Source organism: Demequina sp. NBRC 110051, assembly GCF_002090055.1.
GTDB lineage: Bacteria > Actinomycetota > Actinomycetes > Actinomycetales > Demequinaceae > Demequina.
Window position 1 is genome coordinate 116,801 of sequence record NZ_BBRH01000007.1, and the last position, 25,213, is coordinate 142,013.

Below are 25,213 nucleotides of genomic sequence, written 5' to 3' on the forward strand. Positions count from 1 at the left end.
TGACCCACGACACGACGCACCTCGTGGAAGACTGAAGGACACCATGAACGACGAAGCGAAGATCCTCGGCGGACGCTACGAGATCGGCGACCTCATCGGTCGTGGCGGCATGGCCGAGGTACACATCGGCTACGACACCCGGCTGGGTCGCACCGTCGCCATCAAGATCCTGCGCGCCGACCTCGCGCGCGACCCCTCGTTCCAGACGCGCTTCCGTCGCGAGGCCCAGGCGGCCGCGGGACTCAACCACCCCGCGATCGTCGCCGTCTACGACACCGGCGAGGACCACACCACCGGCAACGACGGCAACCCGCAGGCCGTGCCGTACATCGTCATGGAGTACGTCGAAGGCCATACCGTGCGCGACATCCTCAAGGGTGACGTTGCCGCGCCCATCGACGAGGCCGTCGAGATTTCCTCCGGCGTGCTGACCGCGCTCGACTACGCGCACCACGCCGGGCTGGTCCACCGCGACATCAAGCCCGCGAACGTCATGCTGACCCCCACCGGTGCGGTCAAGGTCATGGACTTCGGCATCGCCAGGGCGCTGGCCGATGCCGGCAACACCATGACGCAGACGCAGGCCGTCGTCGGCACGGCTCAGTACCTCTCCCCCGAGCAGGCGCGCGGCGAGACCGTCGACGCCCGCTCCGACCTGTATTCCGTGGGCTGCCTGCTGTTCGAGCTGCTCACCGGCCGCCCGCCCTTTGTGGGCGACTCCCCCGTGTCTGTCGCCTACCAGCACGTGCGCGAGGAGGCTCCCGCGCCGTCTGCCTTCGCGGCCGACGTCCCCAAGGAGCTCGACCAGGTGGTGCTGCGCGCGCTCGCCAAGAACCGCGACCAGCGCTACGCGACCGCTCAGGAGTTCCTGGGCGACCTGCGCGCCGTCATGGGTGGCGGAGCGATCAGCGCGGCCACGGGAGCGATCCCGCTCGGCTCGGCAGGCTTCGGCGCCGGAGCGGCCGGCGTGGCCGCCGCGGGAGCTGCAGGTGCGGCCGCTGGAGCGGCCGCCGCCCAGGGTCTCACGCCCGAGGAGATCGCGGACCAGCCCACGCAGGCCATGCCCGCCACCGCGGCGGGTCCCGCCACGGGAGCCACCGAGGTCATGCAGCCGCAGGGCCAGGGCTGGGACTCCGTCATGGGCGCAGGCGCCGCTGGTGCCGCCGCGTCCTCCTACGGCTCCATCCCGCCGCCGCAGTCGGGTGGCGTGGCCACCGTGACCGGCGAGACCGACATCGCGGACGAGGACGAGGCGCGCCGCAAGAAGATCCTGTGGTGGTCGCTCGGCGGTGCCGCGGTGCTCGCGCTCATCCTGGTGATCTGGCTGCTGATGTCCGGCGGCGAGGACGAGCCCACCGAGGTCACCGTGACCGTGCCGAACATCGTCGGCATGGAGGAGGCCGAGGCCCGCGCCGAGCTCGAGGACCTGGGCTTTGTGGTCGAGACTCGCCAGGAGGCGAGTGCCGACATGGACGCGGGGCTCGTCACGCGTACCGACCCCGAGGTCGGCACCGACGTCACCTGGACGGCCGATGCTGCGGCTCAGGCATATGCGCTCGGCGCCTCGGGTACCGCGCTGGCGTCCGCGACGGAGGGCACGGACGACGCACGTGCGATCGTCATGTATGTCTCGTCTGGACCGGACGCCGTGGAGGTGCCGTCCGTGCGATCCATGACGCAGGCCGATGCGCGCCTCGCTATCCAAGGCGCCGACCTGGTGGTGGGCGACGTGGTCATCGAGGACGACCCCGACCTTGACGAGGACCGCGTCATCAAGACCGATCCCGAAGAGGGCGAAGAGGTTCCCGCCGGCACCGAAGTGACGCTATACGTGTCCTCGGGCGAGGTGGAGCTTCCCGACCTCACCGGCATGACCGAGGACGAGGCCCGCAATACGCTCCAGGAGCTGGGCTTGTTCGCCTCCGTGACCGAGGTCGAGGACGAGTCCGTCGACGAGGGTACGGTGCTCGATCAGGACCCCAGCCCGGGCAAGGTCGAGCGCTCCTCGACCGTCGAGATCGAGGTCGCCACCGCGCCGTCGACCGTGGCCGTTCCCGATGTGACGGGTCGCTCTCAGGCGGACGCCGAGCGCGAGCTGGGCACCGCGGGGCTGACCTTCACCTACGGCTCGCCGCAGTACTCGGACGACATCCCCAACGGGTCGGTCATCTCGCAGAACCCCAACCCGGGCACCCAGGTGGCACCCGACACGACGGTCACCCTGGTGCTGTCGCAGGGCCCCGAGCCGGAGCCCGAGCCCACGGAAACGGAGACCGAGAACCCTGGACAGGGCCAAGGACCTGACCCGGACCCGACCACCCCGCCGGCCGAGTGATGGGCGACGCGGCGCGGTGTGATCGGTGCCGCGTCGGCACGTCTCCATGTGGCGGGAATAACCCTCCCTTGACCGGGGTTTGACCCGGCACCATGACGACATCGCTCACCGCTGAGGCCCTTGGCTCGTCCGTCGACGAGTTCCTCCCGCGCGTGCACGCGGCACTGCACGCGCACGTGCGCACGGCGCGCGATGGCATGCCTGTCGCGGCCCCAGACTATGCTCGCCTGTGGGATCACCTGGGGGCGCAGTTTCAGGGCGGAAAGAACCTCCGTCCCGCGCTCACCCTCGCCGCGTACCTGGGCCTGGGTGGGGACGAGCCCGATGCGGTGGTGCCGGTGGCTGCCGCCATGGAGATGCTCCACACGGCCATGCTGGTGCACGACGACATCCTCGATCATGACGAGGTGCGCCGCGGCCGGCCCAACATCGCCGGCCTTCGTCGCGATGAGCTCCGCGGCATGGGGGCGCCGTCAGAGAAGATCGACGACCAGGTGATGGCGGCCGCCCTGTTGGGCGGTGACCTCGCGCTGTCGAGCGCCTACGACCTCATCATCACCTCGACCCTGCCGGCCCACCACCGCATCGCCTGCCTGGACCTCGTCACGCGCGCGATTCGCTCGACCATCGCCGGGGAGCTCCTCGACGTCTATGGCGACCTCGATCCTCTCGAGCAGTCCGATCCCCTGCTGGTGTCCGCCCTCAAGACGGCCTGGTACTCGTGCGTGGTGCCGCTCCTGGCCGGCGCGCGCCTGGCCGGCGCCGACCCGACGATGATGGCTCACCTCGAGCGCCTGGGCCTTGCCCTGGGGGTGTCCTTCCAGCTCATCGACGACGACCTGGGTGTGTTCGGCGATCCCCTGGTCACGGGCAAGTCGCGCCTCACGGACCTGCGCGCAGGAAAGCGCACCGAGATGATGCGGCTTGCATGGGAGAAGACCGACGCCGCCGGGCGCGCCACCCTTGCCCGTCACCTGGGTGACCCCCACCTATCGGAGGAGGGAGCGGCCGCCGTTCGCGAGGTGCTCGAGTCCTCCGGTGCCCGCCAAGCGGCCCTACGCCTGGCCCGTATGCGCGCCAAGGAGGCCTCCCGCATCGCGGCCGAGCGCATCCCCGCTCCCCTCAGCGGCCACCTGGTGACGTTCATCGCCTCCTTGCAGGAGAGGGCGTCGTGAGCGCTGCGCGCCGCGCGGTCCACCACGACAACGAGACCTCGCTGGCACTCTTCGACGAGGCGGCTGCGGCGGCGGCCGCGCAGGTGATCTCGCGATACTCGACCAGCTTTGGCCTGGGTGCCCGGCTCCTGCCCCGCGCGATGCGTGGACACATCGCCTCGATCTACGCCATGGTGCGCATCGCCGACGAGATCGTCGACACCTACCGCGGCGAGGACGCCGGCGAGGTGCTCGACGCGTTCGAGGCGCAGGTCCTCCGCGCCATGGACGGCGGCTTCTCCGCCGATGTCGTGGCACATGCCTTCGGGGCGACCGCCAGGGCTGTGGGGATCGGCCGCGACCTCACCGATCCGTTCTTTGCGTCGATGCGGATGGACCTCACCCGCACCGAGCATGATGCCGCGTCCTTCGCGACCTACATCTACGGCTCCGCCGAGGTGGTCGGCGAGATGTGCCTGGCCGTCTTCATGAACGTCTCCACGGGGCCCGCGCCCGTCGACGAGTCCTTGCGCGCCGGCGCGCGGCGCCTGGGCGCCGCTTACCAGAAGGTGAACTTCCTGCGCGATATGGCGTCCGATGCCGACGAACGCGGCCGTACCTACTTCCCCGGCATCTCCCTCGACACCCTCACCGACGCGGACGTCGTGGCGCTGGTCGCCGACTGCCGCGCCGACCTCGAGGCCGCTCGGGTCACCATGCCACGCCTGCCCCACGGCGCCCGCCGCGCCGTCGAGGTCACCGCGGACATCTACGACGAGCTCCTCACGCGCATCGAGGCCACGGACGCCCGCTCTCTCGCCACCACGCGCGTGCGGGTTCCCGGACCGCGCAAGGCCCAGATCGCCCTACGCCGACTGACGGGGCGCGCATGAGCGGCCACGTCGTCGTCATCGGCGGCGGCGTCGCCGGACTCGCGAGCGCGGCCTTGCTGGCCCGCGGCGGAGCCGAGGTCACGCTGCTGGAGCGTCACGACCAGGTGGGCGGGCGCGCCGGCAGGCTCGAGATCGACGGATTCACCTTCGACACCGGTCCCTCTTGGTACTTGATGCAGGAGGCCTTCGAGCACTACTTCGCGCTCCTCGGTCGCGACGTGAACGCCGAGCTCGACCTCATTGACCTCGACCCGCGCTATCGGGTCTATTTCGACAACGGCGCCGGGCCCGCGCGCCGCCTCGACGTCACCGCCGACCCGGAGGCCAACTGGGCGGCGTTCAACGCCATGAGCCCGGGCGATGGGGACGCCATTCGCGACTATGCCGCGACCGCGGGCGACCGCTACCGGCTCGCCCTCGACCGCTTCCTGTACACGACCTATGAGCGCCCCGACCGCGCCGTCGACGCGGCGACCCTGAGGCGCCTGCCGGAGCTCGCGGGGCTGCTTACCCGCTCCCTCGGCTCGGCCATCGGCTCCAAGGTCGCCGACGAGCGGTTGCGTCAGCTCCTGGGCTTCCATGCGGTGTTCCTGGGCTCCGCACCCGACCGTCTCCCGTCGCTGTTCTCGCTGATGAGTCACATGGACCTCGTCGAGGGCGTGCGCTACCCCCGCGGCGGTCTGTATGCCGTCATCCAGGCCCTCGCGGGCGCCGCAGATGCCGAGGGCGTGCGCATCCGTACGGGCGCCGACGTCACTCGCATCATGGTCGAGCGCGGCCGCGCCACGGGCGTGGTGTTGTCCTCGGGCGAGACTATCCTGGCCGATGCGGTGGTCTCCGGCGCGGACATGCACCACACCGAGACCAGGCTGCTGGAGCGCCCCTTCCAGACGCGGCCGGAGTCGTCATGGAAGCGCATGCGTCCCGGCGTCAGCGCCCTCCTGGTGCTCGCGGGTGTCGAGGGTGAGCTTCCGGAACTCGAGCACCACACGCTGCTCTTCACCCGCGACTGGGACGCGAATTTCCGCGCCATCATGGACGACCTCACGGTTCCCCACCCGGCGTCCATCTACGTCTCACGCACCTCCGCGACCGACTCCACCACCGCGCCCGAGGGCCACGAGAACCTCGTGATGCTGGTGCCCTTCCCCGCGGATCCGGCGCTCGGAGGCTCCGCCGCCTCGCGTGCGGCGCTAAACGCGCACATCGGCCGCTACCTGGACCAGGTGGGCACGTGGGCGTCGATCCCCGACCTGCGAAACCGCACCTCTGTGAAGAAGGTCCTCACTCCGCACCACTTCGCGACCGAGCTGCACGCCTGGCGCGGCGGCGCGCTGGGCCTCGAGCACTCGCTAGGCCAGTCCGCGATGTTCCGCCCCTCCAACGTGTCGGGCAAGGTCGGCAATTTGCTGTACGCGGGTGCCTCGACCGCGCCCGGCATCGGCGTGCCCATCTGCCTGATCTCCGCCGAGCTGGTCGCCAAGCGACTGCTCGGTGACACGGGCGTATCCCCGCTGCCGGCGCCGGTGCCACCCGGCTTCCTCGCGCGATCAAAGCGGGCCGATGCGCTGGGTCGCCTCTCCCGTTCGCTCGGCTCGGGTGTCTCTTCGCCGGAGACGACCCGGTGACGTCCTGGCTGTACCTTACGGCGCTGCTGATCAGCATCGGCGGGCTAGGGGTGCTGGACTGGCGCTACCGCGTCGCGCTGTTTGCCGATGCCAGGCGCACCGTGCTGACGATCACGATCGCCGTCGCGTTCTTCCTGGTGTGGGACCTGATCGGCACGGGACTGGGGATCTTCTTCATCGGCGACGGGCCCTACCAGTCCGGCATCGTGATCGCGCCCGAGGTGCCCCTCGAGGAGGTCTTCTTCCTCGTCTTGCTCACCTATCAGACGCTCCTGCTGTGGCGCGCCTTCTCCCGCCGCCGGGAGGCCGCATGACCTACGTGCTGCTCTCCGTCGCCGTGCTGGCCGTCCTCGCGGTCGGGTGCGTGCCCGTGCTGAGGCGACTACCGCATCGGCCGCTGGTAGTCACGGCTCTGGTACTGCTGACGCTCACGGTGATCTTCGACAACGTCATCGTGGGCCTCGACATCGTGGGATACGACGAGTCGCTGATTTGGGGAGTGCGGATGCCGATCGCCCCCATCGAGGACCTCGCGTACGCGGTGGGCGCGGTGCTGCTGGTGCCCACCCTGTGGGAGCTGCTGGGACGACGGGAGACTGAGTCGTGATCGGCGCCATCGTGCGGGCGTCGCGCCCCATCTCGTGGATCAATACGGCCTATCCGTTCGCGGCGGGCTATCTGCTGGCCACGCGAGAAATCGACGCGATCCTCATCGTCGGCACCCTGTTCTTCCTGGTCCCCTACAACCTGCTGATGTACGGGATCAACGACGTCTTCGACTACGAGTCCGACCTCGCCAACCCCCGCAAGGGCGGCGTCGAGGGAGACGTGGTCCGAGACCGTGGCGCAGCCGCCCGCGTACATCGCGCCATCCTGTGGGCGTGCGCGATCACCGTGCTGCCGTTCATGGCGTGGCTGCTGCTCGTGGGAGACGGGTGGGCGGCGGTCACGCTCCTGCTCGTGGTGCTCGGGGTCATCGCCTATTCGGCACCGGGGCTGCGCTTCAAGGAGCGTCCCTTCCTCGACTCGCTGACCTCGGCGCTGCACTTCGCCGGGCCGCTCATCTATGCGCTCGTCCTCGCCGACGTACCACTCACGGGTGCGACCGTCTGGCCCATCTGGGTGGCGTTCGTGCTGTGGGGCATGGCGAGCCACGCGTTTGGCGCGGTCCAGGACGTGCGCGCGGACCGCGAGGGCGGCATCGGTTCGGTGGCGACGGTCATCGGGGCCCGCGCGACGGTGCGGGTGGCCGTCGTCCTTTACGTGGCGGCGTCGGCGCTGCTGCTGTTCCTGCCCTGGCCGTCCGTCCTGGCGGCAGTGCTGCCACTTCCATATGTCGTCTCGACGGCGCGGTTCTGGAACGTCACGGACGCCACGTGCGAGGACGCCAACCGCGGCTGGCGCACCTTCCTGTGGCTCAACCAGCCCGTCGGCTTTGTCGTGACGATGCTGCTGATCCTCGCGTGGTGAACCCCTCGGCACGACGCGCGTGAGGCCGGGCACGCGCACGCGCCCGGCCTCACGGATCCTTACACGGTGACGGCTACCTCGCGCCGCGCCCTCACCGCTGCGGCGTAGGCCGCGGCGCTGGGCTTGGCGGTCCGCTCGCCTGTCTCGCGATCCACGGAATGCAGGCCCAACTGGAAGCGGTATCCGAAGATCCACTCGAAGTTGTCCATGAGCGTCCAGTGGAAGTAGCCCAGCACAGGCACACCATCCGCCCTGGCCTCATCGAGGCCCGCGAGGGACGGCTCAATGAAGGCCTCCCGGAGCGTGTCATCCTCGGTGGCGATGCCGTGCTCCGAGACGATGATGGGCAGGTCCGTGAGGGCGTGGACGTAGCGCACCGACTCCCCCAGGGATGCGGGCTCCACGGCCGTTCCCATCTGATTGGTGATTTCCGACTCTCCGTGCACCAGGCCCTGAGCGTCGTGTCCCAGCCGTTCGTAGTTTTGGACGCCGATGAAGTCGTCGCCCTGAACCGTGTCGGTCCACTTCGCGTAGCAGGCCTCACGCTTGCGGTCTCGCAGCACGGCGCCTTCGGCATCGAGCGCAACGTCGTCGATGACCGCGAGCGACAGGCCCACGGGGACGCCGGGGGCCACCGCACGCACGGCCTCGCGCGCCAAGCGGTGGCCACGGTCGAGCCCCGCCTCGATGGCCTCGAGCTCCTCGGGGACCACCACGTTCGCTGCCCGGAACCGCTCCACGCCGGCGGCCTGAGAGGCGGCAACCAAGGTCTGTCGCTGCATCTCGATGACCGGTTCGGGAAGCCCGCCCCAGATCAGGGTCGCCGGGAGGTTGGGCTCGTTCAGCGTGACCACCAAGGAGGTGCGGTCGCCGATGCGTGCCATCACGCGAGCGGCGTGCTCCGCGAAGCGCTCGGCGGCATCGGGTGCGAGCCACCCGCCACGTGCCCCGAACCACTGGGGGGCGGTGAAGTGACCCAGGGTCACCGCGGGCGCGATCCCGCGTTCCAGGCACCCGTCGACCATGCTGTCGTAATGGTCCAGGCCCTCGGTGAGGATCTCCCCCTGGACGGGCTCGATCCGGCTCCACTCGACGGAGAACCGGTAGGCGTTGAGGCCCATGGCGGCGACCAGGTCGAGGTCGTCCGCCCAGCGCTCCCAGCTGCGGCAGGCCGCGCCGCTGGGCTCGGCGAAGACCGTCGGTGAGACGTTCTCGAGGAACGAGGTGTCACTGGTCGTGTCACCACCGTCGATCTGGTGACCCGCGGTGGAGACGCCCCACAGGAACGACGCGGGAAGGGACAGAGACATGGAGGGCTCCTTGGAGGTCAGCGGACGTTGCGGATGGGGAGGATCGCGAGCGCGCCGAGCACAGCTGCGACGGCTCCGATTCCGAACAGAAGCGTGAAGTTCGCACCGCCTGCGACCACGCCGATGGCGAGGACGGTCGGCGCGATCGCGGGCACCAGGATGGTGGGCAGCGTGTTCGCGAGGTTCATGATGCCGAGGTCCTTGCCGGGGTTCTCGGCGTCGGGAAGCACCTCGGTGACGAGGGCGAAGTCGACCGCGAGGTACACGCCCTGGCCGATGCCCATGACCAGCACCGCCACGAGGAACTCGTTGTAGGTGGCCGCCGAGGCGACGAGCCACAGGCCCAGGGCGAACACGCCAGCCGAGGCGATCACGAAGGGCTTGCGACGGCCGATGCGGTCCGAAACCCTAGTGGCGATCGGGGCGATGAGCATGGAAGCACCGGTGAGGAGCAGCGTGGCGAGGAAGACCTTGCCGGCCACCTCGGCGGGGTCCACGTGGTGCACCATGATGAGGTAAAACGCCTGGTAAGCGTTCACTGCCGCGACGCCAAGGAAGATTAAGATGCGGCTCACCCATGCCCACGCGAAGCTGGGGGCCTTCAGCGGGTTAACCCAGAAGGTCGCGAGCAGGTCACGAATGACGAAGTCGGGACGGTGCTCCTTCGCGAGGGGAGCGTCCTTGACGCCGAAGGCGATCGCGAAGCTGCCGAGGATTCCGAGCAGGCCGGGCCCCAGGATCATCAGCGAGAGGTTCGGCTCGAAAAGCTGAGCGACGAACAGACCGACCAGGGCACCGACGGGTGTGCCGAGGCCCACGATGGCGGAGGCAATGCCGCGCTGGGCCGCGGGGATCTGGTCCGGCACCATCGCGCCGGCCGTCACGACCGTGCACACGAAGGACAGGCACAGCAGCGTGTAGGCCACCGTGAGCATGAGCGTGCTCGAGGCGATGAGCAGGGCGCCCGTACCGAGAATGCCCAGCACACCGCCGGCGATGAGGTAGGGACGGCGACGACCGAGCGGGCCCGTGGTCCTGTCGCTGATGCGACCGATGAGCGGGAAGCCGATCAGTGTGAAGACACCGCCAACCGCCACCGCAGTGGAGAGGATCGTGGTGGCGTTGGCGGCGTCGATCTCGGTGGCTTTCAGCGCACCGGTGACGATGCCCGATGCCATGAGTGCCGCGTTGACGCCGAAGATGGACAGCGCGAGCAGCAGGTGAAGGCGGCGGAAGTTACCCGTGGTGGAACCGTCCGCTGTAGAACCAGCGGGATTGACGGTCGAAGTGGTCGACATAGCGACTCCTTTGTCGAAGCAATGCGATGTGGAAAGGTGCGGACCCGAGATCCGACCTCTCCGAGTTTCCGAGCGCTAGCGGCGGCGTCCAACTAGTGTTTCAATCATTGGAACCGAGTGAAGGAATCCCGTTGGAGGAGCAACCACGCAGAGGAGGGCGCCCCGCCCAGGGCGAGCCCGTCCTTGAGCGCGCCGTGCGCGTCCTCGCCGCGTTCGACGACAACCATCGCCACCTCGGCCTCCAGGCCCTCGCCGAGCGCGCATCGCTTCCCAAGAGCACGGCAAGCCGGCTGGCCTCGACCATGGTGAGTCTCGGCCTGCTCGAACGCGGAGACGATGGTCTCTTCGGTATCGGGCTGCGCCTGTGGGAGCTGGGTTCCCTCGCCGAGAGTACGGTGTCGCTGCGCACCGCCCTCGCCCCGATCCTCGATGACCTCGTCTCCGTGACGCACCACCACGTCCAGGTGCTGGTACGCGACGGGGAAAACGGCGTGGTGCTCGACCGCCGCGACGGCCGCTCACCGTTGCCGGTGTTCTATCACGTCGGCGGCCACGTTCCGCTGGCTGCCACCGCGGCCGGGCGCGTCCTGCTTGCGGCGGCGCCGAACGACCTCGTGCAAGAGATGCTCGCGCGCGGAGACTACGGGTGGCCCACCTTTGAGTGTCCGCGCCCGAGCGCCACCGACATGACGCAGATCCTCACTGATGTGCGCGCCACCGATGTCGCCGTGGTGCGGCGCCCGACGTCGCCCGTCGTGTCCGTGGGCGTCCCCGTCCGCAATCACCGGAGTGCCACGGTCGCGGCCATCGGCCTCCTGATGCCGGCGAAGGATGTGCCCGACGCCTCGGCACTGATGCCCCTCCTGCAGGCGACCGGCCGCGCTGCGACGCGGGCGATCCGCATTCGCCTCGCCCGCGAGGTCCCCGACTGGTCGTACGACTGAGCGACGACCGCCGCGCTCCTACGAGCCTCGCCGATAGTCAGTCCGCTACTTATTCACGAGGGGCGAGAGTCCTGCGGACCGTCCTTCGGCATCGGGCAGGCCACACACCTCGAGCCAGTTCGCCAACAGGCGATGCCCACCCTCGGTGAGCACGGACTCGGGGTGGAACTGCACGCCGTGTAGCGGCAGGTCGCGGTGCTTGAGCCCCATGATGATGCCGTTGTCCGTGCGAGCGGTCACCTCGAGCTCGTCGGGAACCGTGTCGACCTCCACGGCGAGCGAGTGATAGCGCGTCGCGGTAAATGGCGACGGCAGACCCACCAGGACCGACCCGCCTTCGTGCGTCACGGCCGAGGTCTTGCCGTGCATGAGCTCGGGCGCGTGGCTGACCACGCCGCCGTAGACCTCCGCGAGTGCCTGGTGGCCCAGGCAGATGCCGAGCATAGGCGTGCCGGTCCGCGCGCAATCACGAATGACGTCGTTGGAGGCGCCGGCCTCGGCGGGCGTTCCTGGGCCGGGGGAGACCAGCACGCCGTCATATTCCTCGAGAGGTCCGGCATCGGCCACCGCGTCGTTGCGCACCACCACGGTTTCGGCACCCATCTGACGCAGGTACCCCACGATCGTGTAGACGAAGGAGTCGTAGTTGTCGATCACCAAAATGCGCGTCACGATCCCGCCTCCTCGAGCGTGGGGTCGGAGACCGGCACGATGGTGGAGACCCACGGGAAGACGAACTCGAACAACACGAGCACGGCCGCGACAATCACTACCAGCAGCAACAGCACCTTAAGGGCCACGGGCCCGGGGATGCGGCTCCACATCCATGTCGAGATCATGCGGGCACCTCCGTCAGTTCGCTCGGGACCCCGTGACCGGTGGGCGCCCAATACTTGAGTTCGCTGTACACAATCCAGCGCTCGGCGGCCGAGTACAACGGGTGGCACGTGGTCAGCGTCATGAACCGCCCGGTCGCGCCCGCGCCGGGTCGATTGGGAGTGGGAGCGATGACCTCGATCGCGGTGGGATCGACGATCTCCCAGCCGGTGACCTCGTAGACCGCCCAGATTCCCTCGGTCTGGACGATCAGCGCATCGCCCTCGTGAAGCTCATCGACCCGGTTAAACGGCTTGCCGTAGGTGGTGCGGTGGCCGGAGATCGCGAAGTTGCCCAACTCCCCGGGCAGCGCGCTGCCCTCGTAGTGGCCGATGCCCAAGGGGTCCAGCACGTCCGCGCGGGTCGATCCCTCTGAGATAGGCCTGACGTAGTCGTCGCCCCAGCGCGGCACCATCATGGTGGCGAACGTCTCGGTGAACTCGGGATACGCCATCTCGGGCGGATCCTCGTCGGTCACCTTGAGGTCATCGGGAATGGTGTCGACGCTCGACGTGGCCACGTCGCCCTCGATCACCTCGGGCTCAGCCCAGGCAAGCTCCTCGACGATTTCGCGCTGCGCCCTGTCGCCCTGAACGTCCGTGTAGAACAGCTCCCACACCACGTACAGACCCAGTAGCACTCCGGCGAGGACCAGCAACTCACCGATCACGCCGAGGACGGTGATGCGGGGACGCGGCCGCGCGTGAACCGGACCGTGGTCCGCGTGGTTGCCGCCGTCGGGGGCGGAGGGGGAGGCCTCGACTCCGGGGAAAGCGCTCATGATGCGACAAGACTACGTGACGGCGGCCACGCTCCAGAAGGCCCTTCTGTGCCGTTCACGCGTGCGTAGGTACCCTAGTCCTCAGCATTGCCCGGCATCCGGGCCCCTACGACTCACGGAGATCAAGCGTGGCCGTCTCGAAGAAGCGCGACAAGAACGTCTACAAGGCACCCAGGAACCTGGGCAAGGCCGATGGCGAGAACCCCAAGTGGCTCATCCCCACCGCCGTCACGCTGCTGGTGCTCGGTCCGGCGTGGATCGTCGTGTACTACATCACGCGCGCCAACTACCCGCTGCCCATCGGCGACTGGAACCTCGTCGTGGGCTTCGCGTTCATGGCCGCCGCCATGGCGCTCTTCACCCGCTGGAAGTAACACCTGCCAGGAGAACTACACCGGTGTAGTTCTCCCCAGATGGGGACAACGGTGGGGATAACTACACGGTTGTTATTCACATCTCCACAGGGTTATCCACAACTCCGCGTGCGGACTATCCCCAACTGTCCACCGATTCTCTCCACAACTGGTGCTGGTGTGACAGATGTGACGAATGTGAATACAGTTCTCGTCACACTGTCCACAGTGTCCACATCTGTGGGCCAAACCGACCCGTTGGGGACAAGTGGGGGCTCTGCCAGGGCAAGCGGCGGCCAGCGCGCGCTACGAGCGCGAGGCGCGCGCCGCGGCCTCGCGGCGGTCCACGCCGCGGAACATCACCAGCATGGTGATCGCCCCCACGATGGCGCCGCCCAGGTGGCCCTGCCATGACAGGCCCGAGAAGATGCCCAGGCCGGGGACAAACTCCGCCAGCAGCGGTCCGCCGATGAAGATCGCGGCGATCACCAAGACCTGCGTGTAGGGCAGGTTGAGGCGCCTGAGCACAATGCCGTAGGCGGCGAGCAATCCAAAGATCGCCCCCGAGGCACCCACCGCGGGGGTGCCCAGCAGCACGATGGCGAGGGAGCTGCCCAGCAGCGATGCCGCGTACAGGCCCAGGAAGCGCCACCGTCCCAGTGCCGGCTCGAGCGCCTGGCCCATTTGCCACAGCGCGAGCATGTTCATGCCAATATGCCACAGGCCCACGTGGGCGAAACCTGCGGTGACCCAGCGATACGGCTCGGTGCCGAGCTCGAAGATTCCGAACTGGTCGTTGGGGTACAAGCCCCACTGCGTGAGCCACTGCCCCTGGCCGATGACCAGGCCGTAAAGATAGGCGGCGACATTGAGGCCAATCAGCGCGTACGTCACGCGCGGCGGCCCGGCGGTCATCGTGAAGCCCAGCCGGGACCGGAGGGGGCGCGCCTGTGAGCGCGCCTCGTTCAGACAGTCAACACAGAGCACGCCCACGGGCGCCGGGCGCTGGCACTCGGGGCAGGCCGGCCGCTCGCATCGCTGGCATCGCACGTAGGCGACGCGGTCGGGATGACGAGGGCAGGTCGGCGCGCCGGCACCCGCGGGTGTGCTCAAGGAGTTACTCGGAGATCGAGACGGACGTAATCATCACGTCCTCGAGCGGACGGTCGCGGCCGTCCGTGGGGGTCGTCGCGATGGCGTCGACGACGGCCTTGGACTCGTCGTCCGCAACCTTGCCGAAGATCGTGTGGCCCTGGTTAAGGTGCGGGGTTGCACCCACGGTGATGAAGAACTGCGAGCCATTGGTGCCGGCGGGCTGGCCCGTAATGGGGTTGCGGCGCTTGCCGGCGTTCGCCATCGCGAGCATGTAGGGCTCGGAGAACTGGTTGTTGGGGTGGATCTCGTCGTCGAAGGTGTAGCCAGGGCCACCGGTGCCGGTGCCCAGCGGGCAGCCGCCCTGGATCATGAAGCCCTCGATGACGCGGTGGAACACCAGGCCGTTGTAGAAGGGCTCGGTGCTCTTCTCGCCGGTCTGGGGGTTGGTCCACTCCTTCTCGCCGGTGGCGAGGCCCACGAAGTTCTTGACGGTCGCGGGGGCGTCGTTCGGCATGAGCTCGATACGGACAACACCAGCGGTGGTCTCAATAGTTGCGATCATGCGGAACATTCTTCCACGGCTCTCGCGTTGGCACTGAGTAAATGCAAGGATGAAGGATCAGGACCGCCGGCACACGGACGAAAGGCATAACAGTGGGACGCAAGAAGCACACCGCCAAGGACGTCGAGAAGTACCGCGCCCAGGCCGAGAAGGCCGCCGCCAAGGCCAAGGTGGCCGCCGACCAGGCCACGGCTTCGGCCAAGGACGCCGCCAAGCGCGCTCAGGACTGGGCCGCCCCCCAGGTGAAGAAGGCTCAGGAGTGGGCCGGCCCGCAGGTGGGCAAGGCGGTCGCGTGGGGCGCCCCCAAGGCCGAGCGCGCCTACCACCAGGGTGCACGCAAGGCCTCGCCGTACGTGCGCCGCGCCGGCGATAAGGCCACCAAGTGGACCGACATCGCGCACGCCGCCATCGTGGGCGCCGCGATCCCGGCCGTCGTCAGCGCCGTCGAGCAGGCCGGCGCCGAGCCCAAGAAGAAGGGTGGCGGCCTAGGCAAGGTCGTCATCGCGGGCGCGCTGGTCGCCGCCGGCACCGCCGCGCTCGTGGTGTGGGCTCGTCGCGATCCGGGCCGCGACGAGTGGGCCGGTGACGACGAGTGGCAGTTCGACACCGACGGCGACGTCAAGCAGCAGCTGCGCGACAACGTCAACAAGGCCGTCGACCAGGTCACCGCCGCCGCCAAGAAGGGCGCCGACGCCGCGACCGCCGCTGGCAAGGAGGCCTACGACAAGGCGAGCCCCGCGATCGACAAGGTTGCCGGTCAGGCGCAGGAGGCTCTCGACAAGGTGAAGACCACCGCCACGACGGAGGCCGAGAAGGTCAAGTCGGAGATCGACGAGGCCCGCTCGCGCGCCACCCACGCCGCGGTCGACGCGATCGACGACGCGGAGGACGTGTGGGAGGACGAGGGCGCGACGGGGGAGAACCCCACCGCTTCCGAGAAGTAACCGCTTGAGACAGCGAGAGGGCCGCGACCATCTGGTCGCGGCCCTCTCGCTTTGAGGCGTGGATTAGTCCGATGCCGTGGCTGGCGGGGTCGTCTCGGTTCCCCCGTCCGCGGTGACGGGTTGGCCGATGCGGCGCGAGCCACTCCAGGCGGCTACCGCGACGCCGATCACGATGAGGATGTCTCCCACCGAGAAGGTGTTCGCGAGCGGGAGCGGCTCGGGCCACGCAAAGACGTCGCCGAGCCAGGGAAGGATGGCATCGTCCACCACGGCGGAGTTGGCGAAGTCCTCGCCCGCGTCGATGCCCGCGGCCTCGACGGCCGCGGCCCGGGCGGGCAGGGTGCCGCCGTTCAACGCGATGGTCAGGCCGTTCGAGAGCGCCCCCGCTCCGACGATGAGCGCGCCACGCACCTCCCGGTTCAGCCACAAGAACGCCAACGCGGCCACATACGTGAGGATGTGGAGCACCGGCGCCCAGTCGTGCAGCGCGTCGAACTCGATGATGACAATCTGCGCCGCGAGTGAGCCCCAGATCAGCAGCGGCCAGCGGAAGCGGTGCAGCAGGAGCCCGGCGGGCCAGCGTCCGGCGAACAAGGGAGAGGCGACGGCGATCACGCCCAGTGCGAGGATCAGCATGAAACTAGCGGCGGCCCTTCGCCGTCGTGACCGCGAGGTCGATCTCAGAGGCCGGCACCGGCACGCCGAGGTGGAAGCCCTGGCCGATGACCGAGCCCAGACGCGCGAGCGCATCGGCCGTGTGAGCGTCCTCGACGCCCTCGGCCACCACTCGCAGGCCCAGCGCCAGCGCGAGCTCGATGGTCGAGCGCACGATGATGAGGTCGTGATCGTCCGAGCCGATGTTCGACACGAACGTGCGGTCCACCTTGAGCTCGTCGATCTCGAGGCGGCGTAGGTATGACAGGGACGCGTTGCCCGTGCCATAGTCGTCGATCGCGATGGCGACTCCCAGGTCACGCAACGCCTTGATGACGAGGTCGGCGCGCACGGCATCGGCCATGATCCCCGTCTCGGTGACCTCGAGCACCAGCGCATCGGCGGCCACACCGTGACGCTTGAGCACCGCGTCGACCTGGCCGGGCAGGCCAAGGTCAGACAGGTGGCGTGCGGACAGGTTCACGGCCACGCGCACGTCCGGCACGTCCTCACGCCACCGGGCGACCTGGGCGATCGCGCTGTCGAGCACAAAACTCGTCACGGTGTAGATGAGGCCCGAGTTCTCGGCGACGGGGATGAACTCGTCCGGCGGCACATTGCCGCGCTTGGGGTGCTGCCAGCGCACCAGCGCCTCGAGCGCCACCGTCCGACCGCTGTGGAGGTCCACCTGGGGCTGGTAGACCACGTGGAGGTCGCCGGCCGCGAGAGCACCGCGAAGATCCGCGAGGAGCTGCAGGCGCTCCACGGTGTTCACGTCGAACTCGGGGGAGTAGATGCTGATCCTGTCGCGCTCCACCTTCGCGTGATACAGCGCGATATCGGCGTGCTTCATGAGCGACTCGGAGTCCGAGCCGTGGAACGGAGCGACCGCGATGCCGGCGCTCGCACGCACCAGGAGTTCGAGCGAGTCGACCTTGACCGGCTCCTCGAGGGCCTCGAGCAGGTTGGCCGCGACGTCGCGCGAGCGGGCGTGGTCGCCCTCGACAATGAGAGCGAACTCGTCGCCGCCCAGGCGGTGCACCGAGGCGTCCTCGGGTGCGGCCTCGACGAGCCTGGCACCGACCTCGCGCAGGATGATGTCGCCCACCGGGTGGCCCAGGGTGTCGTTGACGTCCTTGAAGTGGTCGAGGTCGATCAAAACCAGGCCTGGGCCATCGGCGTGACGGTTGCGGGCGTCCGTCAGCGCCTGGCTGAGGCGATAGCCGGCGAACGAGCGGTTGCCCAGGCCCGTGAGGACGTCGTGAGTGGCGTCGTGCGCGTGGCGCGCACCACTGGCGGCAAAGAGGTGCGCAGCAACCACGGGTCCCGCGAGCAGCGCGAGGACCCAGACGCCATCCGTCGCGACATCGGCGGCGATCGCGCCCACGCTGAGCAGCACCAGGTGCGTGATGACCAGGAACTGCGCATCGGCGCGCAGTACCCACAGGAACCGCTCGCCCGACGCGAGTGTCACCACGACGGCCACGAGGATCCAGTTCACCACCACCATGGTGATGCCCGCCACCAAGAGTGGCCCGAGCGAAGCGACGTGACCAACAGGCCGCGCGGCGAGCAGGGAATCGCCGGACAGGAAGGAATACACCACTCCGGCAGCGAGCACGCTGAGCGAGTACTGCGCGATGTTAAACATCGACTTCGTGACCTGGCGGCGCTGGAGGATGTCGTCGGTCAAGCTCGCGACAATCTGGACCACGACGGCAGCCGCGACGCCGGCGACAGGGATGAGCGCCAGAATGAACGGCGCGGAGGTCGATAGAGAGCGTGATTCAGCATCGCCGAGAACCAACTGAATCGGCTTGGCCTCACCGATGATCGCGGCGATTGCCAGGAAGACCACAGGTCCTACGAGCAGGCCTTCGGCGACCGCGGGCCAATCTGTGAGAACGACGGCGAGAACGACGGCGACAAATCCAACCGCCGTGACCGAAGCGACGTAAGCAGGGAGAAGTGAGGGCGGCGCCGGCGGCTGAGAGTTGCCAGCGCCACCCTCGTCTTCGGTGTGAATCAGGTCCACTTGAAGCCGGCGCCCACGATCACGGCGACGGCGACGATGGTGCTCGCGCTAGCGGTGGCGCGGACAACCGTGGAGTTGTTCAGAAGGTTCCACTTCTTCATATTGGTCTCCCCTGCTAGGCCGTCAACGATGTGAACGGCTCGCGCCGCCCGTGCGCTGCCGCAGAGACCGGACCATTCCGAGCCCCGAGACGGTGCCATCGTCCACGGAAGTGGCGATCGCCGGATGACGATCGCGATTATCTTCTCGCATTAGGGCGCACAAGGGAACCCATCAGTACCGCCTCACCAGGGAATTCGTGGCACGGGCGAGGGCGTCACGGCGCCCAAGGCTGTGAGGTATGCGGCTGGCCCTTCAGCCTCCCGCACATCGGACACCACCGTGGCCCCGTACGGGTCGGTCGCGGTCACGAACCAACCAACCGTGGCATCGGCCGGGTTCCATGCGGCCGTCACGGCCTGGCCTGCCGGCACGTCCTCGAACTGCGCGATCTCGCGCTGCGTGAGGGCGTCCACGCGCAGCGCAGCGGTCTCGAGACGCGCCGGCTCCGCCTCGATCCCCGCACGCGCATAAGGGATGGTGAACTCCTGATGCTCGTCGGAGATCGCCTTGTGGACCGCGTCGTAGTCACTGAGGTAGTCCGAGTAGGTCCTGACCGTGATGGTCTGGGCCTCGTTGTCGAAGTGCAGCAGCCGCAGGTAGCCGTCGCCGCCGTTGGGAAGGTCCTGATAGTCGAAGAGCATCGATGTGACCGTGCGGTCGTCGACCCCGTCGCCGTCGTCGTCGAAGGAGTCGAGGCGCGTGTAGGCGTCGTGATAGTGGCCGGACAGGACGAACTTCACGTTGGGATTGGTCGCCACCACCTCGTCGTGAATGCGCTGGGGCAGGGGCCCCAGGCCTCCGGTGGTGAGCATGTACTCGTGCAGGTTCACGAAGGCGGTGCGCTCCGGGTAGGCCGCGAGCACGCCGTTCATCCACGCGATCTGCTCGTCGTCTGCGCCCCACCCCATGTAGAGGAACAGGAAGTCGATGCCGTCGACGGACACTAGGTCGTAGTGCCCGCGGTTGTCGAGGTGGTCGCCGCCCCACCACGGGTTGTCCTCGTAGCGCTCGGCGCCGAACCACTGCGAGAACTGGGTGTAGTCGTTGGTGGTCTGGTTCACGTCGTGGTTGCCCGCAAGCACGCCATACGGGATGGCGGCGTCGTCCAGGGCCGCATAGGCAGGATCGGCCCGCAGCCACTGCTCCTGCTGGCCCGACCAGTCCACCACGTCGCCCGTGTGGATCATGTACTGCAGGTTGAGCTCGTCGCGCCGCTCGATCAGGTAGTCGTGAATCGAGGTTTGACGGTCGTAGATGGCCGCCTCGGCGTTGTAATACTGCGTGTCGGACTCCCACGCGAGCGTGAAGTCGTAGTCCGCGCGGTCGGTGTCCTCGGGATGGTGCTTCTCGACGTCACTGTCGCGCTGCGACAGCGCCTCACCTGCCCAGCCGATGCCGTGCTGGACCACCGCCGTCAGCTGTCCGTCCGTGTCGGCAAGGGTCGCGTCCACGACCGCCTCGAGGTGCACGGCTCCCTCGTCACCGGTGACCTGGGTGTCCACCGTCTGCCACTCGCCCGTGGCGGGGTCCAGGACGCGCAGCGACACTCGGGCATCGGCCTCCGCCTTGCCCGACCACGCCACGCGCACCTGATCCGCGTCGGCGGGCACCTCCGCCTCGAGGAGCACATACGGAAGGCCGCCGTCCACGGAACCGGCCGCGTCCGTGCGGTCGATCGCATCGGCATCGGCCACCGAGCCCGTCGAGACGGTGAGGCCGTCGCCCTCGAGGAGCTCGCGGCCCTCGGCGAAGCCAATGTCCAGCGCGTCGCCCGAGGCATCCTCGACCACGGCGCGCAGGACCGAGCCAGCGGCACCGGAGCGCGCAGCGGACGCCTCGGCGAGCACCGGCGTTTCCTCGGGGATGGTGAACGGCACCGTGATGGACGCGGTGTTGCCCACGCGATCCGTGGCCGTCACCGCGGCGACGTGATCGCCGGGCTCGTCTGTCAGGGAGGACAGCGCATGCGGCAGGCGGATGGCGCGGCCGTCGAGGGTGGCCGTGACCTCCTCGACTCCCGCGCCGTCATCCGCTGCCTCCACATCGAGGTCCACGGCGCCGCGCAGCTCCTGCCCTGGAGCGATGCTGGGCGTCAGCACGGGTGCGGAATTGTCGACGCGCAGGTCCAGCGTTGCCGTAGCGGTGCCATCGGTCGCCGTGAAGGTGTGGCTGCCATCGCTCACGCCGGTGGTGTCCCACGTGTACCCCAGCGCGGTGAAGGCGTCGTCGGGGACATCGAACGTCACTTCGAGGAAGTCCGTCGCACCGGGATTGTCGCCAATATCGATCCAGCGCGACGGGTCCGTCACCTCACGCGGGCGCAGCATGCGGCCGTCGGGCAGCGCGAGCCTCACGTCGCGGGCCACGAAGTCGTCGTTGACCTCGTCGGGGTCGATCGCGGGGGCAGCCTTGGTGCCCGAATAGATGCGCGCGACCACGGGCTCGCCGGGATTGACCTCGTCGAGCGGGAGCGCAACCTCGATGGTGCCGGTGTCCCCGAACAGGCCCTCGTCGAACACCGTGAGCACGTCACCGTCCACGATCACGCCGTTGCGGAAGTAGGCGTCGGTGAGGGTGGCCTCGAACGCCAGGATCGGCTCGTGTTCGAGCTCGGGCTCACCCTCGACCTCCACACCATCGAGCGTCAGCGTGTGGACCGCGGGGTACACGTCACCGCCCGCGACTAGGCGCTGCTCGCCTGATACCGACGAGCCGCTGCCGCGCCGCAACGGGAGCCGGTAGGGCGGCACCACCAGGTCCGCGCCCAGCGGCTGACCCAGGTGTCCGCCGCCGATGCGCAGCGGCTCCGCGGCGCGGGCGGCCGTCACCGTCTGCTCGGGGCCCTCGAGCACCTGGTCTCCGGCCGTGACGGTGAAGCGATAGGTGAACCACTCACGGCCCAGGGTGTCGGCGCCACCCAGGTGAAGGGTGAACTCGCCGATGGCATCGCGCGTCAGCGAGTACGTCGCCGGCTCGTCGAGGTCCGACCCCACCTCGACGGATACCGTGTGGAGCAGGCCGTCGTCGTTGGCCCACGCCTCGATCTCCAGGGGCGTGCCGGGGGAGAACTGGGTCCGAGTCTCGTCGCGCAGGCGCGGCTCGCGGCCCGCGGGAGCCGTGACGATGGGCGTCCACTCACCTTGCGCCGTGGTGTCACCGGGAGAGGCGGCGGCCACGCCCAGGCGCGGCTGAATGTCGTTGGCGTCGGTGACCACGCCGTACTGCACGCCGCCCTTGGCCTCCGCGTCGACGTCGTCGGGGCGGTTGTAATACGCCCGCGACAGCTGAATGCCGGCATCCGTGAGGACCTCGACGCCGCGCAGCACCGAGTTGGACAGCCCGCCCCCGTCCACCATGGCGAGGGTCTCTCCCTCCACCAGGGCCGTGCCGTAGGCCTCGTTGAAGTCGGCGACCGTGAGGCCCGCCGTCGCCTCCGAACGGATCCACAGCACCAGCGTCTCGCCGGGCGCAAGGGTCGCCCCGGTGGTCGTGGTGGGCCACTCGACGGTCGAGACCGGCATGAGGTTGGCCAGGGGATAGATGTAGCGGATGCGGAAGTCGTCCCACGCGAGCTCGCCGTCGGAGACGTTCAGGATCTCGACGTACTCAAACGCGTCGGTGCCGTCGTGGTTGGGGGAGTTCGCGACGATCTCGCTCACCTGCAGGACGGGCTCGTAGCGTTCGGGCTCGGGTGGCGGCCACACCACGCCGGGGAGGCGGGCGGCCGATGCCGGGGTCGCCACCGCGACGAGGGCGGCGGCGACGAGGGTGGTGGCCGTGGCGGCCAGGACGCGGGGAAGTGCGCTCACGTGCGGCAGTCAACCGACCGGACACCTCACCGGCAACGCCGATGCGCCCGCGTCGTCCAACCTTCATACGGGCGTCAGCGAATGGTCATCCCTGTCGCCGTTTCGTCACCGGGGAGCGCGATCGCTCCCCTGTCTGCCGGTAGGGTCGCGGGGACGAAAGGGACCCTATGCGTTTCACCTCGCGAGCGGCTGCCATCGCGGCGATCCTTGCCGCCGTCGGCGTACTGGCGGCATGCCAGGCTCCCGCCGATGAGGCCACCTCGAGCCCGGCGGTGACGATCACGAGCACCGCTACGCCCGACCCCGTGGTCGCCTCTCCCGCCGAGGCCGCCCCCTTCACGGAGCCCGGCACCGAACTCAGCGCCACCGACACGCTCGTCATCCCCGCCCTCGCCGCCGACGCCGAGGCAACGGCGACCGAGATCACCCTTGAAGTGGCGGTGCAGGAGGTCACGACCGCAACGGTCGACGACATCAGCGATGTGCTGAGCGACACCGACCAGCGCGGGCTGTGGAACTACCACCCCACCCTCGTCACCTACGTCGCGACCGTCTCGGGGCCCGCCGTGCCCACCGGCTTCACCATCACGGAGGCTCCCGCCATGACCGGAGTCACCACGACCGGCGGCGAGGCCACCGCCCCGCCGGCCACCGGCGCACCGGAGATCTGCCCCGCGCTCGACGTCGAGGACCTCACGACCGCGGGATCCGCGACGGGGTGCTGGGTGCTCATGGCCAAGAACGACTCGGAACTCGCGGCGCTGCAGTACCGCGGCAGCTTCCACGGCAGCGCCGCGAACTATCTGTCGAACCCTGTGACCTGGAACGTCGGCTAACGCGGCGTCCTGATCACGTTGACGGCGGCCGCGGGGGCATCGAGGGCCTCGTAGGAGTGCGGCATGTCCGCCGCGAAGGAAGCCAGCTCACCCACGCCCACCTCCATGGGGTCCCCCTCAGTGCCCACGCGCACGCGTCCCGAGGTCACCAGCACCTGCTCGCTCACCCCAGGACCGTGACCGTCGGAGCGGTGCGCCGCACCGGGGGTGAGGGTCAACGCGAAAACCTCGACCGTGGCATCGGCCTCCTGACGGACATCCAAGAGCCGCGCGACGATGCCGGGCGAGGCCACCTGCGCTCCAGGTCGGTCGTCGAGCAGGTGTGACAGCGGGGTGCCCAGGGCGCGCGCGAGGGCGTAGAGAGTGGAGAGGGTCGGGTTGCGCTGGCCGTGTTCGATCTCGGACAACGAGCCCTTGCCGATGCCTGCCGTGGCGGCGACGGAGCCCAGGCTCAGCCCGCGGTCGACCCGGGCCCGCCTCACCCGTGCGCCGACGAGCATCGCAAGATCCGGCCGGGGCGAGCCGTGTACATCCGAGTCCATGACTGGAAAACTACCAAAGTGTTCCATGAACAGAACAGTCACGCTAGTGTTCTATCTATGGAACGACACCTCGTGCATGCCGCCGCCACCGGTGCCGTCACGGCCTTGGTGGGATTCGGCAGTTCCGTCGCCGTGGTGCTCGCGGGCCTCGCGGCTGTGGGGGCGAGCTCCACCCAGGCGGCTTCGGGCCTCACGGCGCTGTGCGTGACGCAGGCGCTCGCCATGCTGTATCTGTCCTGGCGTCACCGCATGCCGCTCACCATCGCCTGGTCCACGCCCGGCGCGGCGCTGCTCGCCACGCAGGGCTACGTGGACGGCCGATGGCCGGCCGCGATCGGGGCCTTTCTCGTCACGGGCGTGCTGATCGTCGCCATCGGCATCATCACCCCGCTCGCGCGCGCGGTGGCCGCGATCCCCACCGCGCTGGCCCAGGCCATGCTCGCCGGCATCCTGTTGCCGCTGTGCCTGGCGCCGTTCGTCTCACTCGGCGACTCACCGTGGCTCATCGGCTCGCTGATCATCGTCTGGGTCATCCTCGAACGCTTCGCGCGCCGGTGGGCCACGCCGGTGATCTTCGTCGCCGCGCTCGTCGCCATGTCTGTCAGCGCGCAGGGAGTCGAGGTGGCACCCGTCGCCTTTGCCGTCACCTTTCCGCACCTCACGTGGCAGGCAGTCATCGGTCTGGCCATCCCCCTCACCATCGTCACCATGGCCTCGCAAAACGTCCCCGGCGTCGCGGTCCTCGCCGCCCACGGCTACGCCGTGCCGTGGCGCAGCGCCATGATCACGACGGGCATCGGCACCCTCGTGGGCGCGCCCGCGGGCGGGCACGCCATCAACCTTGCCGCCATCACGGCGGCGCTTCCCGCCTCCGAGCAGGCCCACCCCGACCCGCGCCGGCGGTGGATCGCCACGGCCGCCGCGGGCGTGAGTTACCTGGTGCTCGCCGCGAGCGTGGGCACCCTCATCGCGCTCATCGATGCCGGGCCCGAGGGGCTGATCGAGGCCGTCGCGGGCCTCGCCCTGCTGGGCACCTTCGCGAGTGCCGTCAGCGGCGCCATGACCCGCGTCGAGGATCGCATCCCTGCGGCCCTCACGCTGCTGATCGCCGCCTCGGGGATCGCCGTCGCGGGCATCGGCTCGGCGTTCTGGGCGCTGCTCGCGGGTCTCGCGGTACGGGCCTTGTGGCGGGCCAGCGGCGAGCGGGCCGTGGAACCCAGCCATGGCATCGGCCGCCCATAAAAAAGCCCCTCCGTGAGGAGGGGCAGGTGGTGGAGCCTAGGGGACTCGAACCCCTAACCCCCTGCTTGCAAAGCAGGTGCGCTACCAATTGCGCCAAGGCCCCCGGTGATCGCCGGAGCGTTCAAAGATCGTGGTGAACATCATCCCAGATGTCGCGGCCTGCGTCACGGGCGAGTGCCGCGTAAGCGACTGCCGCACCCATCGCGGCGGCGACCGTCAGGATCAGGATGTTCCGCATTCGTCCACCTCGGTGGGCCCAGGAGGACTTGAACCTCCGACCTCTTCGTTATCAGCGAAGCGCTCTAACCGCCTGAGCTATGGGCCCTTTCGCGGCGACTGCCGCGGCGACC

Annotated in this window: 23 protein-coding genes and 2 tRNA genes; 12 read left to right on the forward strand and 13 right to left on the reverse strand. The window is 69.0% G+C overall.

Translation table 11 applies throughout. The annotated features are described in order from the left end of the window. The first annotated feature begins 43 nt into the window (after window positions 1–43). The 7 genes from pknB (at window position 44) to B7K20_RS02135 (ending at window position 7,480) form a co-directional block, all read left to right on the forward strand. Window positions 44–2,335 carry a Stk1 family PASTA domain-containing Ser/Thr kinase gene (pknB, locus tag B7K20_RS02105; protein WP_084099869.1) on the forward strand — a complete coding sequence of 764 codons (2,292 nt, stop codon included), beginning with the start codon at window positions 44–46 and terminating at the stop codon, window positions 2,333–2,335. Between the two features lie 92 nt (window positions 2,336–2,427). Continuing rightward, window positions 2,428–3,510 (forward strand): polyprenyl synthetase family protein, encoded by a 1,083-nt coding sequence (locus B7K20_RS02110; RefSeq protein ID WP_084099870.1) that lies wholly within the window; start codon window positions 2,428–2,430, stop codon window positions 3,508–3,510. Further along, the gene (locus tag B7K20_RS02115) at window positions 3,507–4,382 is read left to right on the forward strand and encodes a squalene/phytoene synthase family protein (protein ID WP_234985671.1); all 876 of its coding nucleotides are present in this window, start codon (window positions 3,507–3,509) and stop codon (window positions 4,380–4,382) included. Before B7K20_RS02110 ends, B7K20_RS02115 begins: the two co-directional genes overlap by 4 nt. Beyond that, window positions 4,379–6,010: a phytoene desaturase family protein gene (gene crtI, locus B7K20_RS02120; RefSeq protein WP_084099871.1), complete on the forward strand. Its 1,632-nt coding sequence runs from the start codon at window positions 4,379–4,381 to the stop codon at window positions 6,008–6,010. Before B7K20_RS02115 ends, crtI begins: the two co-directional genes overlap by 4 nt. Next, on the forward strand, window positions 6,007–6,324 hold the full coding sequence (locus B7K20_RS02125; protein ID WP_084099872.1) for a lycopene cyclase domain-containing protein: 318 nt from the start codon (window positions 6,007–6,009) through the stop codon (window positions 6,322–6,324). The genes crtI and B7K20_RS02125 overlap by 4 nt, the downstream gene beginning before the upstream one ends. Next, the gene (locus B7K20_RS02130) at window positions 6,321–6,617 is read left to right on the forward strand and encodes a lycopene cyclase domain-containing protein (protein WP_084099873.1); all 297 of its coding nucleotides are present in this window, start codon (window positions 6,321–6,323) and stop codon (window positions 6,615–6,617) included. Before B7K20_RS02125 ends, B7K20_RS02130 begins: the two co-directional genes overlap by 4 nt. Further along, the gene (locus tag B7K20_RS02135) at window positions 6,617–7,480 is read left to right on the forward strand and encodes a prenyltransferase (RefSeq protein WP_144018501.1); all 864 of its coding nucleotides are present in this window, start codon (window positions 6,617–6,619) and stop codon (window positions 7,478–7,480) included. Before B7K20_RS02130 ends, B7K20_RS02135 begins: the two co-directional genes overlap by 1 nt. 59 nt (window positions 7,481–7,539) lie before the next feature. Here B7K20_RS02135 and B7K20_RS02140 read toward each other — a convergent pair whose 3' ends face one another. After that, window positions 7,540–8,790, reverse strand: a complete 1,251-nt coding sequence (locus B7K20_RS02140; protein ID WP_084099875.1) for a glycoside hydrolase family 1 protein — start codon at window positions 8,788–8,790, stop codon at window positions 7,540–7,542. Between the two features lie 17 nt (window positions 8,791–8,807). After that, the gene (locus B7K20_RS02145; RefSeq protein WP_084099876.1) at window positions 8,808–10,088 is read right to left on the reverse strand and encodes an MFS transporter; all 1,281 of its coding nucleotides are present in this window, start codon (window positions 10,086–10,088) and stop codon (window positions 8,808–8,810) included. Window positions 10,089–10,219: 131 nt separating this feature from the next. Here B7K20_RS02145 and B7K20_RS02150 point away from each other — a divergent pair, with 131 nt between their 5' ends. Then, window positions 10,220–11,032: an IclR family transcriptional regulator gene (locus tag B7K20_RS02150; RefSeq protein WP_159449296.1), complete on the forward strand. Its 813-nt coding sequence runs from the start codon at window positions 10,220–10,222 to the stop codon at window positions 11,030–11,032. Window positions 11,033–11,077: 45 nt separating this feature from the next. Here B7K20_RS02150 and B7K20_RS02155 read toward each other — a convergent pair whose 3' ends face one another. The 3 genes from B7K20_RS02155 to B7K20_RS02160 are packed head-to-tail and all read right to left on the reverse strand — an operon-like array spanning window position 11,078 to window position 12,689. Continuing rightward, window positions 11,078–11,704: an aminodeoxychorismate/anthranilate synthase component II gene (locus B7K20_RS02155; RefSeq protein ID WP_084099878.1), complete on the reverse strand. Its 627-nt coding sequence runs from the start codon at window positions 11,702–11,704 to the stop codon at window positions 11,078–11,080. After that, window positions 11,701–11,871: a hypothetical protein gene (locus tag B7K20_RS13025; RefSeq protein WP_159449297.1), complete on the reverse strand. Its 171-nt coding sequence runs from the start codon at window positions 11,869–11,871 to the stop codon at window positions 11,701–11,703. Before B7K20_RS13025 ends, B7K20_RS02155 begins: the two co-directional genes overlap by 4 nt. Continuing rightward, window positions 11,868–12,689: a class E sortase gene (locus B7K20_RS02160; RefSeq protein ID WP_084099879.1), complete on the reverse strand. Its 822-nt coding sequence runs from the start codon at window positions 12,687–12,689 to the stop codon at window positions 11,868–11,870. The genes B7K20_RS13025 and B7K20_RS02160 overlap by 4 nt, the downstream gene beginning before the upstream one ends. 128 nt (window positions 12,690–12,817) lie before the next feature. On the opposite strand from B7K20_RS02160, the gene B7K20_RS02165 reads away from it, so the two are divergent. Continuing rightward, a complete protein-coding gene (locus B7K20_RS02165; RefSeq protein ID WP_144018485.1) occupies window positions 12,818–13,063 on the forward strand; it encodes a cell division protein CrgA in 246 nt (81 codons plus the stop codon). Window positions 13,064–13,348: 285 nt separating this feature from the next. Here B7K20_RS02165 and B7K20_RS02170 read toward each other — a convergent pair whose 3' ends face one another. After that, the gene (locus B7K20_RS02170; RefSeq protein WP_084099881.1) at window positions 13,349–13,957 is read right to left on the reverse strand and encodes a rhomboid family intramembrane serine protease; all 609 of its coding nucleotides are present in this window, start codon (window positions 13,955–13,957) and stop codon (window positions 13,349–13,351) included. Window positions 13,958–14,159: 202 nt separating this feature from the next. Then, on the reverse strand, window positions 14,160–14,699 hold the full coding sequence (locus B7K20_RS02175; protein WP_084100055.1) for a peptidylprolyl isomerase: 540 nt from the start codon (window positions 14,697–14,699) through the stop codon (window positions 14,160–14,162). A 92-nt stretch (window positions 14,700–14,791) separates the two neighbouring features. Between B7K20_RS02175 and B7K20_RS13030 the strand changes: the two genes are divergently transcribed. Further along, complete coding sequence (locus tag B7K20_RS13030) at window positions 14,792–15,643, forward strand: hypothetical protein (protein WP_159449298.1); 852 nt, start codon at window positions 14,792–14,794, stop codon at window positions 15,641–15,643. 63 nt (window positions 15,644–15,706) lie between these two features. Here B7K20_RS13030 and B7K20_RS02190 read toward each other — a convergent pair whose 3' ends face one another. The 3 genes from B7K20_RS02190 to B7K20_RS02200 form a co-directional block, all read right to left on the reverse strand. Continuing rightward, window positions 15,707–16,279, reverse strand: a complete 573-nt coding sequence (locus B7K20_RS02190) for a DUF5317 domain-containing protein (RefSeq protein WP_084099884.1) — start codon at window positions 16,277–16,279, stop codon at window positions 15,707–15,709. 4 nt (window positions 16,280–16,283) lie between these two features. Beyond that, the gene (locus B7K20_RS02195; protein WP_084099885.1) at window positions 16,284–18,155 is read right to left on the reverse strand and encodes a bifunctional diguanylate cyclase/phosphodiesterase; all 1,872 of its coding nucleotides are present in this window, start codon (window positions 18,153–18,155) and stop codon (window positions 16,284–16,286) included. A 461-nt stretch (window positions 18,156–18,616) separates the two neighbouring features. Further along, window positions 18,617–22,243, reverse strand: a complete 3,627-nt coding sequence (locus B7K20_RS02200; protein ID WP_084099886.1) for a metallophosphoesterase — start codon at window positions 22,241–22,243, stop codon at window positions 18,617–18,619. A gap of 167 nt (window positions 22,244–22,410) precedes the next feature. Between B7K20_RS02200 and B7K20_RS02205 the strand changes: the two genes are divergently transcribed. Next, window positions 22,411–23,079: a hypothetical protein gene (locus B7K20_RS02205; RefSeq protein ID WP_084099887.1), complete on the forward strand. Its 669-nt coding sequence runs from the start codon at window positions 22,411–22,413 to the stop codon at window positions 23,077–23,079. Here the strand turns inward: B7K20_RS02205 and B7K20_RS02210 are convergent. After that, a complete protein-coding gene (locus tag B7K20_RS02210; protein ID WP_200809008.1) occupies window positions 23,076–23,663 on the reverse strand; it encodes a helix-turn-helix domain-containing protein in 588 nt (195 codons plus the stop codon). The two genes, B7K20_RS02205 and B7K20_RS02210, sit on opposite strands and share 4 nt — an antisense overlap. A 15-nt stretch (window positions 23,664–23,678) precedes the next feature. On the opposite strand from B7K20_RS02210, the gene B7K20_RS02215 reads away from it, so the two are divergent. Beyond that, window positions 23,679–24,863 carry a benzoate/H(+) symporter BenE family transporter gene (locus tag B7K20_RS02215; protein WP_084099889.1) on the forward strand — a complete coding sequence of 395 codons (1,185 nt, stop codon included), beginning with the start codon at window positions 23,679–23,681 and terminating at the stop codon, window positions 24,861–24,863. A gap of 27 nt (window positions 24,864–24,890) precedes the next feature. Here the strand turns inward: B7K20_RS02215 and B7K20_RS02220 are convergent. Next, a tRNA-Ala gene (locus tag B7K20_RS02220) sits at window positions 24,891–24,966 on the reverse strand. A gap of 148 nt (window positions 24,967–25,114) precedes the next feature. Further along, window positions 25,115–25,188, reverse strand: a tRNA-Ile gene (locus tag B7K20_RS02225). Window positions 25,189–25,213: the final 25 nt, after the last annotated feature.